The sequence below is a fragment of the Nocardioides sp. genome, assembly GCF_041393715.1.
In the GTDB taxonomy this organism is placed as follows: domain Bacteria; phylum Actinomycetota; class Actinomycetes; order Propionibacteriales; family Nocardioidaceae; genus Nocardioides.
Genome location: NZ_JAWKJQ010000004.1, coordinates 317,553 through 330,509 on the forward strand (window position 1 = coordinate 317,553; position 12,957 = coordinate 330,509).

Annotated in this window: 11 protein-coding genes; all 11 read right to left on the reverse strand. The window is 70.2% G+C overall.

Annotated features, from left to right (window positions below; genetic code table 11):
- Nucleotides 1-4: 4 nt before the first annotated feature.
- The 11 genes from mltG to R2740_RS08775 all read right to left on the reverse strand — a co-directional run bounded on the left by mltG (nt 5) and on the right by R2740_RS08775 (nt 12,927).
- Complete coding sequence (gene mltG, locus R2740_RS08725; RefSeq protein ID WP_371302287.1) at nt 5-1,237, reverse strand: endolytic transglycosylase MltG; 1,233 nt, start codon at nt 1,235-1,237, stop codon at nt 5-7.
- A complete protein-coding gene (gene ruvX / locus R2740_RS08730) occupies nt 1,230-1,712 on the reverse strand; it encodes a Holliday junction resolvase RuvX (protein ID WP_371302288.1) in 483 nt (160 codons plus the stop codon). The genes mltG and ruvX overlap by 8 nt, the downstream gene beginning before the upstream one ends.
- 2 nt (nt 1,713-1,714) lie before the next feature.
- Nucleotides 1,715-4,438, reverse strand: coding sequence for an alanine--tRNA ligase (gene alaS / locus R2740_RS08735; protein WP_371302324.1), 2,724 nt, complete (start codon nt 4,436-4,438; stop codon nt 1,715-1,717).
- Nucleotides 4,439-4,452: 14 nt separating this feature from the next.
- Nucleotides 4,453-4,737, reverse strand: coding sequence for a DUF6167 family protein (locus R2740_RS08740; RefSeq protein ID WP_371302289.1), 285 nt, complete (start codon nt 4,735-4,737; stop codon nt 4,453-4,455).
- The gene (locus tag R2740_RS08745) at nt 4,734-5,252 is read right to left on the reverse strand and encodes a hypothetical protein (RefSeq protein ID WP_371302290.1); all 519 of its coding nucleotides are present in this window, start codon (nt 5,250-5,252) and stop codon (nt 4,734-4,736) included. The genes R2740_RS08740 and R2740_RS08745 overlap by 4 nt, the downstream gene beginning before the upstream one ends.
- An 11-nt stretch (nt 5,253-5,263) precedes the next feature.
- The gene (locus R2740_RS08750; RefSeq protein ID WP_371302291.1) at nt 5,264-6,652 is read right to left on the reverse strand and encodes a replication-associated recombination protein A; all 1,389 of its coding nucleotides are present in this window, start codon (nt 6,650-6,652) and stop codon (nt 5,264-5,266) included.
- 43 nt (nt 6,653-6,695) lie between these two features.
- Entirely contained in the window at nt 6,696-7,880 is a 1,185-nt protein-coding gene (locus R2740_RS08755; RefSeq protein WP_371302292.1) for an ABC transporter ATP-binding protein, read from the reverse strand.
- A complete protein-coding gene (locus tag R2740_RS08760; protein WP_371302293.1) occupies nt 7,877-8,926 on the reverse strand; it encodes an ABC transporter ATP-binding protein in 1,050 nt (349 codons plus the stop codon). Before R2740_RS08760 ends, R2740_RS08755 begins: the two co-directional genes overlap by 4 nt.
- Nucleotides 8,926-9,942, reverse strand: a complete 1,017-nt coding sequence (locus R2740_RS08765) for an ABC transporter permease (protein WP_371302294.1) — start codon at nt 9,940-9,942, stop codon at nt 8,926-8,928. Before R2740_RS08765 ends, R2740_RS08760 begins: the two co-directional genes overlap by 1 nt.
- Before the next feature lie 141 nt (nt 9,943-10,083).
- A complete protein-coding gene (locus R2740_RS08770; RefSeq protein WP_371302295.1) occupies nt 10,084-11,829 on the reverse strand; it encodes an ABC transporter substrate-binding protein in 1,746 nt (581 codons plus the stop codon).
- A 96-nt stretch (nt 11,830-11,925) separates the two neighbouring features.
- Complete coding sequence (locus tag R2740_RS08775) at nt 11,926-12,927, reverse strand: ABC transporter permease (protein ID WP_371302296.1); 1,002 nt, start codon at nt 12,925-12,927, stop codon at nt 11,926-11,928.
- Nucleotides 12,928-12,957: the final 30 nt, after the last annotated feature.

Genomic DNA, 12,957 nt, shown 5'->3' on the forward strand with positions numbered 1-12,957 from the left:
CAGCTCAGCAGGCGTCGGAGGTCTCGCAGTACTTCAGCAGCTTGGCACGGTTGCGGTTGTGCTCGTCGAGCGTCACCGCGAAGAGTGTCTTGCCGGTGCGCAGGTTGACGGTGACGTAGTAGAACCACGGCCCGTCGGCGGGCTCCAGCGCAGCCTCGAGCGCGTCCGTGCCCGGCGCCGAGATCGGTCCGGGCGGCAGCCCCGGCACCCGGTAGGTGTTGTAGGGCGAGTCGATGTTGCGCTCCTCGTCGGTCGTCGTCGCACCGAGGTTCTCACCGTGGGCGTAGTTGACCGTGGCGTCGAGCTGCAGGAGGTAGTTCGTCTCGCCGCGGTTCTCCAGCCGGTTGTAGATGACCCGGGCCACCTTCGGCATGTACTTCGGGGGCGACTCCACCTGCACCAGGCTCGCGATGGTGACGATCTCGCCGGGCTCGTAGCCGAGATCGGCGGCCCGCTGCTCCAGGTCGGTGTCCTTGGCCGCCTGCTTGAACCGCTTGACCATCGCCTTGAGGATCGACTTCGGCGTCGACTCGGGGGTCAGCTCGTAGGTCGCGGGGAAGAGGTAGCCCTCCGGGTTGTCGTTGGCGTACGACGGCAGCCCCAGCTTCTCGGGCTCGGCCAGCACCTTCTCGTAGTCCGCGCGGCTGAAGTCGGTCTTCTTCGCGAGGGTGTCGACGATGTCCTCGACCCGGAGGCCCTCGGGGATCGTCACGGTGTTCTTGATGACGTTGGCCGGGTCGATGAGCACCGCGAGGGCGTCGGCGGCGGCCATCTCCTTCTTCAGCGTGTAGGTGCCGACCTGGATCTTCGACGACTTGGGCTCCTCCGCCGCCGCGTTGAGGAACGCGTCGACGGAGGCCACCACGCCCGCGGACTTGAGGTTGCGGCCGATCACGGTGGTCGTGTCGCCCGTCGCCACCTCGAAGCTCACCTCGCCGCTCCCCGGGCCCGGGTAGTCCTGGGCACCGCCGAACCTGTCGGAGATGAAGCCCTTGCCCATGGTGACCAGGAGCACCCCACCGGCCACCAGGACCGCCAGCGCGACCAGCGCCGCGAGGCATCCCGACAGCGGCCTGCTGCGGCGCCGAGCGCCGCCGGCGACGTAGGGGTCGTCGTCGTAGACCTCCTCGTCGTGCCCGGGGTCGTCGTGCTGCGGGTCGGCGTAGGTCGGCTCCATCGACGGGTCGACGCCGGGGGCGTCGAGGTAGCCCTCGCGTCGCGGGTCGTAGTCAGTCATCAACGTCCTCGTCCTGGTCGGTCGGCCCGGACACGAGCTCACCCGGCGCCACCCCCGTCGCGCGCTCGGTGTCCAAGGCCTGCTGGAGGATCACCACGGCCGCCGCCTGGTCGACGACCGACCGTCGGGCCCTCCCCGAGCGACCGCGTTCGCGCAGCATGGACTCCGCCGACACGGTGCTCAGTCGCTCATCACACAGCCTCACGGGCACAGGAGCAACTTCTCGGGCCAGTCCCGCGGCAAAATCCCGCACCCGCGCGGCGGCCGGGCCCTCCCCACCGGACAGCGACCGGGGCAGCCCTACGACCACCTCGACCGCCTCCTCCGCCGCGACCAGAGCCGAGATCCTGGCCAGGTCGCCGGCGCCGCGGGCGACGGTCTCGACCGGCGTCGCGAGGAACCCCGACGGGTCGCTCCGGGCCACGCCGATCCGGGCATCCCCGGGGTCGACACCGAGGCGGACGCCCCACCTCATGGTCAGGCGCCGACCGTCCGGGCGACCTCCGCGGCCACCACGGCCAGGGCCTCGTCGACCCGGGTGGCGTCGGTGCCGCCGCCCTGGGCGACGTCGTCCTTGCCGCCACCCTTGCCCCCGACCAGGGGACCGACCGCACGGACCAGCGCGTTGGCCGACAGCCCACGCTCCCGCGCCTCGTCGTTGGTCGCGGCGACCACCGACACCTTGCCGTCGGCGGTGCCGATCATCACGACCACGCCCGGCCGGCCCGCCGCGAGCCGTCCACGGACGTCGAGCGCGAGCGTGCGCACGTCGCCGCCGCCCGCCCCGTCGACCCGGTGCGCCACCACGGACACCCCGTGAACGTCGTCGGCGCCGGCAGCCAGCTCGGCGCCGCCCGACAGCAGCTGCGCCATCCGGACCTTCTCGATCTCCTTCTCGGCTGCCCGAAGCCGCTCCACCAGGTCGTGCACGCGCTCGGGCAGCTCCTCGGGCCGCGCCTTGAGCGCCTCCGACAGCTGGGCGACCAGCACGTGCTCACGCGCCAGGAACCGGTAGGCGTCACCGCCGACCAGCGCCTCGACGCGGCGTACGCCGGCTCCGATGGACGACTCGCCGAGCAGCTTGATCACGCCGAGCTGTCCGGACCGGCCCGCGTGCGTGCCGCCGCACAGCTCGCGCGCCCAGTCGCCGACGGACACGACGCGCACCTGGTCGCCGTACTTCTCACCGAACAGCGCCATCGCCCCGGACGCCACCGCGTCGGCCTGGCTCATCACCTCGGCGTGGACCGCCAGGTCGTCGAGCACCACGTCGTTGACCCGAGCCTCCACGTCGTGCATCACCGACATCGGCACCGCACCGGTCGCTGAGAAGTCGAACCGGAACCGTCCCGGCGCGTTCTCCGAGCCGGCCTGGGTCGCGGTCTCGCCCAGCGCCTCGCGGAACGCCTTGTGCACCATGTGGGTCGCGGTGTGGGCGCGTGAGATCGACCGGCGCCGCTCCAGGTCGACCGCCGCGTGCGCGGCGAGCCCCTCGGTGACCTCGCCCTCGAGGACCCGCGCCTTGTGCACCACCAGGCCGGTCACGGGCGACTGCACGTCGAGCACCTCGAGCCGCGCGCCGTTGGCCAGCTCGATGACCCCCTGGTCGGCCAGCTGGCCGCCGCCCTCGGCATAGAACGGGGTGCGGTCGAGCACCAGCTCGACCTCGTCGCCCGGCTGCGCCGCCGCGACCACCTCGCCGCCGGCCACCAGGCCACGGACGGTGCCCTCGTCGGCGGTGACGTCGTAGCCGGTGAACTCCACCGGACGCCCCATCGAGTCGGCCACCTCACGGTAGGCGTGCGCGTCCTGGTGCTGGCCCTTCTTCGCGCGCGCGTCGTCCTTGGCACGCTGGCGCTGCTCGCCCATCAGCCGGCGGAAGCCCGGCTCGTCGACCGAGAGCCCCTGCTCGGCCGCCATCTCGAGGGTCAGGTCGATCGGGAAGCCGTAGGTGTCGTGGAGCGCGAAGGCGCGGTCGCCGGAGAGCTGGGTGCCGCCCGAGCCCTTGAGCTCGCCCACCGCCAGGTCGAAGATCTGGGTGCCGGCTCGCAACGTCTGACGGAACGCGTGCTCCTCGGCGTAGGCCACCGTGGAGATGCGCTCCCAGTCCTGGTGCAGCTGGGTGTAGGTCTCCCCCATCTTGTCGCGGCTGACCGGGAGCAGCTCGGGCAGCGCCGGGTCCTCATAGCCCAGCAGCCGCATCGAGCGGACCACCCTGCGCAGCAACCGCCGCAGCACATAGCCGCGCGCCTCGTTGCCCGGCGTCACGCCGTCGGCGATCAGCATCATCGAGCTGCGCACGTGGTCGGTGATCACCCGGAACCGGACGTCGTCCTCATGGCCCTGCTGGCCGCCCGCGCCGTAGCGACGGCCGGTCAGCTCCTCGGCCTTCGCGATCACCGGGTAGAGGACGTCGATCTCGTAGTTGTTCTCCTTGCCCTGGAGCAGGAACGCCACCCGCTCCAGGCCCATGCCGGTGTCGATGTTCTTCTTCGGCAGCGAGCCGGCGATGTCGAAGTCGTCCTTGGCCCGGACCGCGCTGAGCTCGTCCTGCATGAAGACGAGGTTCCAGATCTCGAGCAGCCGGTCCTCGAGCTCGTAGGGCATGTCCGGCCCCAGCCGCACCGCCTCGAAGTCGGGTCCGTAGTCGGGGCCGCGGTCGTAGAGGATCTCCGAGCACGGACCACCCGGCCCGGGCACGCCCATCGACCAGTAGTTCTCCTTCTTCCCGAGCTTGAGGATCCGCTCCGCGGGCAGCCCGGTGACCTTGCGCCACAGGGCCAACGCCTCGGCGTCGTCGGCGTAGACGCTCGGGTAGAGCCGGCCCTCCTCGAGCCCGAAGCCGCCCTCCTGGCGCGGCTTCGTCACGAGCTCCCAGGCGAGCTGGATCGCGCCCTCCTTGAAGTAGTCGCCGAAGGAGAAGTTGCCGCACATCTCGAAGAAGGTGTTGTGGCGGGTGGTCTTGCCGACATCCTCGATGTCGAGGGTGCGCACGCACTTCTGCACGCTGACCGCACGGGGGTAGGGCGGGGTCTCCTGACCCAGGAAGTAGGGCTTGAACGGCACCATGCCGGCGTTGACGAACAGCAGCGTCGGGTCGTCGAGGAGCAGCGAGGCGGAGGGCACCGCGGTGTGGGCGCCGATCGAGCGGTTCTGCTCGAAGTGCGCCACGAACCGCCGCCGGATCTCCGCGGTGCTCATCGGCTCGGTGTCCATCAGCTGCCTTCCTCGTCGGTGGTGGTCAGGTGTCTCGGTGCGTCGGAGCCGGGCGGCAGCCCGGGTGTCCCATCAGGCCGCAGACCGTAGCGCTCCCGCAACTCCGTTTCCCGCTCGGCCCGACCGGCCGCGGCCTCCCCGGCGAACACCTGGGCGCCGGCGCGCACGCCGTCCCACCGGTCGCGCAGCCCCTCGACCGTGAACATCTCGGCCACCCGGCGCGCTCGGACCACGGCATAGGCACCGGCCCCGGCTCCCGCGGCGAACCACAGCCCCCGCCTCATGCGGCGTCCCCGCGCGCCTGCCGGCGGGCCGTGGCCCCGGCAGTGCGTCGCAACCGGCGCAGCTCCGCCCGGCGACGCTTGCGAGCGGCCTTGACCTCGCGCGTGTAGGCATAGCGCATCCGGAAGCGGTTCTCGGGCGAGGTGGCGCGGCGTACGCCGTGGGCCAGTCCCGCGGCCTTGACCACCGTCTCGCGGAGCAGCAGGTCGGCGAAGAGGCGCCCCTCGATCCGGGCGGCCGGCTCCGGTGCACCGGGCTCGCCCAGCGCGGTGATGACGTAGGGCGACCCGTCGGCGTCGGTGTCAGCGGCGGTGTCGGGGGCGGCCGGTGGAGCGTCCCGCTCCAGACGGCTCTCCAGCTCGTCGAGCCGCTCGCGCAGCCCCTCGGACTCGGCCCGAGTGGCCGCCAGATCGGCACCGGTGTCCCGGCGCGCGCGGCGCAAGGCGACCGCCAGCGCCACCGCCGCCGCGAGGGCGAGCAGCAGGCCGGCCGCCAGCGTCAGGTCGAGCCACGTCACAACGCCGCACCCTATCCGGTCGGTCCCGAGCCACGGATCAGCCGGCGGATCCGCTCCCACCGCTCCTTGACCGCTGCCTCGGCGCCGAGCGCGGTCGGCCGGTAGTACTCCGCGTCGGCCACCACCTCGGGGGCGTACTGCTGCTCGGCGATCCCGAAGGGCGCGTCATGGCTGTAGACATAGGTCGCGCCGTGGCCCAGCTTCTTCGCACCCTGGTAGTGCGCGTCGCGCAGGTGGGCCGGCACCTGGCCGATCTTGCCCGCGCGTACGTCGGCCTGGGCGGCGTCGATGGCCAGCGTGACCGCGTTGGACTTCGGCGCCACCGCCAGCGCGATGGTGGCCTGGGCCAGGTTGAGCCTGGCCTCGGGCATCCCGATGAGCTGCACGGCCTGTGCCGCCGCGACCGCGGTGGGCAGCGCCGTGGGGTCGGCCAGCCCGATGTCCTCGCTGGCCAGGATCACCAGGCGGCGGGCGATGAACCGCGGGTCCTCGCCCGCCTCGATCATCCGGGCCAGGTAGTGCACCGCGGCGTCGGCGTCCGAGCCGCGCACCGACTTGATGAACGCGCTGGTGACGTCGTAGTGCTGGTCGCCCTGGCGGTCGTAGCGCACCGCTGCCTGGTCGGCGGCCGTCTCGGCCGTGGCCAGGTCGATCTCGTCACGACCCTGGCTGCGCGCGGCGCCGGCGGCCGCCTCAAGGTAGGTGAGCGCCCGGCGAGCGTCGCCACCGGCCAGCCGGACCAGATGGTCGCGGGCCTCCGCACTCAGGGACAGGGCGCCCGCGAGCCCCCGCTCGTCGGCGACCGCCTGGTCGACCACCTCACCGATCTCGTCGTCGCCGAGCGACTCCAGCCGGAGCAGCAGGCTGCGCGACAGGAGCGGGGAGATCACGCTGAAGAACGGGTTCTCGGTGGTGGCCGCGATCAGCGTGACCCAGCGGTTCTCGACGCCGGGGAGCAGGGCGTCCTGCTGCGCCTTGCTGAACCGATGCACCTCGTCGACGAAGAGCACGGTCTCGCGACCGGTGGCCGCGAGCTCGGCGCGCGCCGAGTCCATCGCCGCGCGGACCTCCCTGACGCCTCCGGTCACCGCGGATACCTCCACGAAACGGCGATCCGTCTGACCGCTCACGATCGCGGCGATGGTGGTCTTGCCGGTGCCGGGCGGCCCCCACAGCAGCAGGGACAGCGACTGGTCACCCTCGACCAGCTGGCGCAGCGGCGATCCCGGGGCGCGCAGCTGGGGCTGGCCGACCAGCTCGTCCAGCGTGCGCGGGCGCATCCGCACCGCGAGCGGAGCGGACGCATGGTCGGTGCCGGTCAGGCTGCCGCCACGCGCCGGAGCACCGCCCCTCGCCTCCGACGCGCCCGCGGGTGCGTCGTACTCGAACAGGCCGTCCACGCGAGCGACCCTACTGCCCCGGCGGGCACCCGGTCGGTCCCGGTCAGCCCCGGCCCAGCGAGTTGGTCTTGAGGTCGAACCAGGTGTCGGAGTAGCCCGACCCGGTCGGGATCTCCACCGGCGAGGCGCCCGCGTCGGGCTGGCCGTAGCTGTCCACCCCGAGCAGCCGCGACGTCACCGGCTCGGTCGGGTGCGCCCCGATCTCGCCCGGGAAGTGGCAGGCGACCTTGTGCCTCGCCCCGATCTGCAGCAGCGGCGGCTCGACCGCGGCGCAGATCTCCTTGGCGATCGGGCAGCGGGTCCGGAAGCGGCACCCGGACGGCGGGTTGATCGGGCTGGGCACGTCGCCCTGGAGGCGGATCCGCTCCCGCTGGGCGCCGCGCACCACCTCACCCACGTCGGGCACCGACGACAACAGCGCCTGCGTGTAGGGGTGGTGGGGCCGGTCGTAGAGCGTCTCCCGGTCGGCGATCTCGACGATCTTGCCGAGGTACATCACCGCGACCTCGGGGCAGAAGTGCCGGACCACGGCCAGGTCGTGGGCGATGAACAGGAACGCGATGTTGAACTCGCGCTGGACCTCCTGCAGCAGGTTGACCACCTGCGCCTGGATGGACACGTCGAGCGCGGACACGGGCTCGTCGGCGACCAGGAGCTTCGGTTGCAGGGTCAGGGCACGGGCGATGCCGATGCGCTGCCGCTGACCGCCGGAGAACTCATGGGGGTAGCGGTTGTAGTGCTCGGGGTTGAGCCCCACCACCTCCAACAGCTCCTGCACCCGGCCGAGCACCTTGTCCTTCGGCAGCATCTTGTGGATCACCAGCGGGGCGCCGACCAGGCTGCCGATGGTGTGCCGCGGGTTCAGCGAGGTGTAGGGGTCCTGGAAGATCATCTGGACATCGCGACGCAGCGGCTTGAGCTCGCCCGCGCTGATGTTGGTGATGTCGCGGCCGTCGAACTCGATCGAGCCACCGGTGGGCTTGTAGAGCCGGGTGACCGCACGTCCGGTCGTGGACTTGCCGCAGCCGGACTCACCGACCAGCCCGACGGCGTCGCCGGCGTCGACCCGGAAGGAGACCCCGTCGACGGCCTGCACGTGGCCGACGGTACGGCGGATCAGGCCGGTCGACTTGACCGGGAAGTACATCCGGAGGTCCTTGACCTCCAGGATCGGGCGGGACTCCGACTTCTCCTGCGTCGCCGTCGACGCCGTCGAGACCTCGCTCATGCGCCCACCTCCAGGCCGATCTCGGGCGCGACCTCTTCGGCGAACACCTCGTCGGGGTTGGTGAGGTGGCATCGCTTCAGGTGGTTGGTCCCGCGGCTGCCCGGCGTCAGCTCCGGCGTCGTGGTGCTGCACAGGCCGCCCGGCACCTTGTCCTTGTGGGGACAGCGCGGGTGGAAGTGGCAGCCCGACGGCGGGTTGAGCAGGCTGGGCGGGTTGCCGGGGATCGGCACCAGCGGCAGGCTGGTGTCGCGCGCGACGTCGGGCACGCTGGAGAGCAGGCCCCAGGTGTAGGGCATCTCCGGGTGCGACAGGATCTCCTTGGCGGTGCCGTACTCGACCGCGCGGCCGCCGTACATCACCAGCACGTCGTGGGACATCTCCGCCACCACGCCGAGGTCGTGGGTGATCAGGATGATCGCGGTGTCGAAGTCACGCTGCAGGTCGACCAGCAGGTCGAGGATCTGCGCCTGCACCGTGACGTCGAGCGCGGTGGTGGGCTCGTCGGCGATCAGCAGCGTCGGGTCGTTGATCAGCGCCATCGCGATCATCGCCCGCTGGCGCATGCCACCGGAGAACTGGTGGGGGTAGTCGTCGACCCGGCGGTCCGGCTGCGGGATGCCGACCCGGTCGAGCATCTCGATGGTGCGGGTCCGTGCCTCCTTCTTGGAGGCGCTGTTGTGGACCAGGTAGGCCTCGGCGATCTGGTTGCCCACGGTGTAGTAGGGGTGCATCGCCGAGAGGGGGTCCTGGAAGATCATCGCGACCTCGGAGCCGCGCTTGCGACGCATCTCGTTGTCGCTGATCGCCAGCAGGTCCACGCCGTCGAGCGTGATCCGGCCGCTGACCTGGGCATTGCTGCCCCGGTGCAGCCCCAGGATCGCCGAGGACGAGACCGACTTGCCGGAGCCGGACTCGCCGACGATGCCGAGCGTGCGGCCCTTCTCCAGGGTGTAGGAGAGGCCGTCGGTGGCCCGGACCAGGCCGTCGGAGGTCGGGAAGAAGACCTTCAGGTCCTCGATCTCGAGAAAGGGAGCGGTGTCGGTCATCAGGCGAGCCTCACCCTCGGGTCGATGTAGGCATAGAGGATGTCGACGATGATGTTGGCGAAGATCACGAAAGCGCCCGCGAGCATCAACAGCGCCACCAGCACCGGCAGGTCGGAGGACTGGTTGGCGCGCACCGCCAAGGCGCCCAGACCGTAGTAGCTGAAGACGCGCTCGGTGATGATGGCACCCCCCAGGAGCCCGGCGAAGTCGAGGCCGATCATGGTGACCAGCGGCGTCAGGGCGGCCCGCAGGGCGTGCTTGAACAGCACCACCCGCTGGGTGAGCCCCTTGGCCTTGGCCGTGCGGACGTAGTCCTCCGTCAACGACTCGAGCACGAACGCCCGGGTGATCCGGACGTAGCCGGCGAGGTAGAGCAGCGCCAGGGTCAGGGACGGGAGGAGCAGGTTGATCAACCAGCCGCCTATCCCGCCCTCGGCTATGGACTCGTACTTCGGATAGGGAAGCAGCTGCCATTTGATGGCGATGTATTTGAGGATGAAGATCGCGATGAAGAACGACGGGAAGGCATAGACCACCAGGGTGAGGCCGACGATGCCTCGGTCGATGAACGAGCCTTTGGTGATGGCCGCGGTGAGCCCGAACAGGACGCCGAACACCACCCACATGATCATCGCCACCACGGCGAGCGAGATGGAGATCGGGGCGGCCTCGCCGATCACCTCGTTGACGGTGGCCGCGTTGACCTGCGAGTAGCCGAAGCACGGTGCGTCGCAGTGCACGGCGAGGTCGGGCCGCTCCTTGAGCAGGGAGGGGTCGGCGGGGTAGTCACGACCGACCGCGATGCCCTTCATGAAGTCGGTCCACTGCTGGATGACCGGCTTGTCGAAGCCGAGCGCCCGCTCGGTGATCTCGCGGCGCTCGGGGGTGCAGTTCTTGCCACAGGCGGCCCGGACCGGGTCGACCTGGGAGTTGAAGAAGAGGAAGAAGGTGACGATCGTCAGCGCGAGCAGCAGCAGGATGCCGATGAAGGTCCGGCGCACGATGTAGGCGAACACGGTGGGTCCTGTCGTCCTCTTGAGGGGATGGTGGCGGGCGCCTCGGCAGCCGCACCGGGGGCAGAGCAGCGGCAGGGTGGGGGCCCGGACAGGTCCGGGCCCCCACCCTCAGTCACGAGTGGTGCTGTGACTGAGCCTTGATCACTGAGTCACTCCGATGGGACCGAGGTCCGGGTAGGAGCTCGACGAGGCGTCCGTCATGAACCCGGTGATGCCGGATCCGTAGATGAAGTAGAACACGCTCGTGTCGGTCGGGATGTAGGCGACATCGTTGGACAGCACGTTGTCGGCCTGCATCAGCAACTGGTTCTGGGCGTCGATGTCGGGGGCCACGGCGGCCTCGTCGATCAGCTTCTCGAACTCGTCGCTCTGGTAGTAGCCGTAGTCCTGACCCAGGTTCGTCACGTTGCCCTTGGCGTCGGTGGCGAAGTTGGCCCGGCTGTCGAACAGCGGCGGGAGCACGGTCATGGCCGACGGCCAGTCAGCACCCCAGCCGGCCCACACGACATCCGAGTCCTTGTCGGGCTGGTTGATGATGTCGTAGTAGGTGTCGCCCAGCGGGTCGAGGTTGACCTTGAAGCCACCGGCCTCCCAGCCCTGCTTCAGCACGGCAGCAGCCTTGTCGGCCGTGTCGCCCTGCGGGTAGGTGTAGGTGATCTCGTAGGGCGTCGACACACCGGCCTCGGCGAGCAGGCTCTTGGCCGTGTCGGGCTGGTAGCCGTCGGCGAACGCCGGCTGCGGAGCGTAGCCCGGCAGGTTCGGGTTGATGATGTCGTCAGCGGCGACCGCGGACTTGTCACCACCGAGGGCCTTGACGTAGTTGGGCACGTCGGTGGCCGCGGCCAGCGCCTGCCGCACCTTCAGGTCGGTCATCTTCTGCTGGTTGGGAACCAGGTAGTCGGTGAACGGCGACTCCACGGTGACGGTGCGGGACTCCATGTCCGGCGTCACCTGGGTGAAGTAGGCGGGCGGGATGCGGGCCGGGGTGACGGCGTTCTGGTCGTCACCGGCGTCGGCGATCAGGCGGTCGATGATCGGCTCGCTCTCGGTGTAGAGCTCGTAGTCGATCTGGTCGGGGTTGGCCTGACGCAGGGTCTCCGGCGTGTCCGTCGACGGGTCGTAGTTGTCGTTGCGGACCAGCGTGGCGCCCTTGTTGACGTCCCACTTGTTGCCCTCGATCCTGTAAGGACCGTTGGACAGCACCGTGAACTTCGACTTGTCACCCTTGTCGAACGACTCCTTGTAGGGGTCGGTCGCCATCAGCGACGCCACCGAGAGCGGGAAGTCCGGCCACGGCTTGTTGAAGTGGTAGGTGATGGTGTTGCCGTCGCAGACGACGGCCTTGTCGAACAGGTCCTGGCCCTTGCCGGCGTAGGGGCCCTTGTACTTGCCCGCCGGGATGTCCAGGTAGCTCTTCAGGTAGAAGCCCGCGCCACCGGTGAGGATGTCGTCGGCGAACGCACGCGACGCGCCGTACTTGAAGTCCTCACACGTGATGTCGGTGCCGTCCTCCCACTTGATCCCGTCCTTCAGCGTGAAGGACCACGACTTGCCGTCGTCGGACACCGTGCCCGTGTCGGTGGCCAGGTCGGGGACCGGGGTGTTGGCGACGTCGGGGTCCTCGTTGAACGGGAACGCCACCAGCGAGCGGTACAGCGTGCGCCGGAAGTTGGCCAGCTCCACGCCGTAGTAGATCCGCTGCGGGTCGGTCGCCTCGAACGGGAAGTGCTGCAGGTAGAGCAGCGTCCCGCCCTTGGCGCTCGCGGCGCCGCTGGACTCGGTGCCTCCTGAGCTGCCGGAGTCGTCGGACCCACCGCACGCGGCGAGCGCCAGCACCAGGGCTGCCGCTCCGCTCACGGCGGCCATCCGCTTTCGCATCTTGGCCATTACCTCTCCTTGATCTTGTCGGCGCCGGGTTCCGGCGCTCCCCCTCGGCGACATCGGGTCACCGAAAGACTGTGGAATTCGTGGGACGACCCCGGATCAGCGATCCGCCTTGGGGTCGAGGGCGTCGCGCATGCCGTCGCCGAGCAGGTTGAAGGACACGACGATCAGCGCGATGAGGAACGCGGGGGCGAAGAAGTAGAGGAAGTCGCTCCCGGCGTACTGGACCGCGTCGTTGAGCACGTTGCCGAGCGTGGGCGTCGGCGGCTTCACGCTGACGTTGAGGTAGGCGAGGGCCGCCTCCGCCGAGATGAACGCCGGCATGTAGAGCGTGAAGGTGACCAGCACGGGGGCCCACAGGTTGGGCAGCAGCTCGCGGAACCAGATCCGCAGCCGGCTGGCGCCGAAGAGCCGCGCGGCGTCGACGAACTCGCGCTCGCGCAGCGACAGCACCTGACCGCGGATCAGGCGGGCGGTGCCGGTCCAGCCGAAGAACCCGAGCACCAGGATCACGAAGGTGCCCTGGGTGATGGGGCCGGCCGGGAGCCCGACCTTGGAGGTGAGGAAGTAGGTGCCGACCGAGGAGCCGGCCAGCAGCAGCAGGGTGACCGGGAAGGCGAGCGTCAGGTCGATGCCGCGGCCGATGATGGCGTCGGTCCAGCCGCCGGAGTAGCCGCTGATGATGCCGAGCGTCACGCCCAGCGCCACCGCGATCACCGAGGCGGTGAGCGACACCACCAGGGAGTAGGTGATGCCCAGCCAGACCCGGCTGAGCACGTCGCGGCCCACGCCCGGCTCCACGCCCAGCGGGTGCTCCCAGCTGATGCCCCACCACTTGCCGGCGGGCAGCGTGTTGACGTCGAGGAGGTCCTGGTGAGGGGTGAGCGGGTCCAGCACGTTGAAGTGGACCAGGATCGGCGCGGAGATCGCGGCGATGAAGTAGAAGATCACCACACCGAGGGCGACCATGGACTTCCGGTCCTTGCGGAACCGCTCCATCGCCAGCTGCGTCGGCGACTTGCTCTCGATGGCACGAGCGCCCTCGGCGGGCTCGGGCTCGTGGCCGCTGTCGATGAGCGGGTCCTGCACCGGAACACTCATGAGCACCTCGGATCTGATGGTCTTGGGGGC

Excerpts from the sequence above, each read along its gene's own strand:
- mltG (WP_371302287.1), bottom strand. The coding sequence starts at position 1,237 with ATGACTGACTACGACCCGCGACGCGAGGGCTACCTCGACGCCCCCGGC.
- ruvX (WP_371302288.1), bottom strand. The coding sequence starts at position 1,712 with ATGAGGTGGGGCGTCCGCCTCGGTGTCGACCCCGGGGATGCCCGGATC.
- alaS (WP_371302324.1), bottom strand. The coding sequence starts at position 4,438 with ATGAGCACCGCGGAGATCCGGCGGCGGTTCGTGGCGCACTTCGAGCAG.
- R2740_RS08740 (WP_371302289.1), bottom strand. The coding sequence starts at position 4,737 with ATGAGGCGGGGGCTGTGGTTCGCCGCGGGAGCCGGGGCCGGTGCCTAT.
- R2740_RS08755 (WP_371302292.1), bottom strand. The coding sequence starts at position 7,880 with ATGAGCGAGGTCTCGACGGCGTCGACGGCGACGCAGGAGAAGTCGGAG.
- R2740_RS08760 (WP_371302293.1), bottom strand. The coding sequence starts at position 8,926 with ATGACCGACACCGCTCCCTTTCTCGAGATCGAGGACCTGAAGGTCTTC.
- R2740_RS08770 (WP_371302295.1), bottom strand. The coding sequence starts at position 11,829 with ATGGCCAAGATGCGAAAGCGGATGGCCGCCGTGAGCGGAGCGGCAGCC.
- R2740_RS08775 (WP_371302296.1), bottom strand. The coding sequence starts at position 12,927 with ATGAGTGTTCCGGTGCAGGACCCGCTCATCGACAGCGGCCACGAGCCC.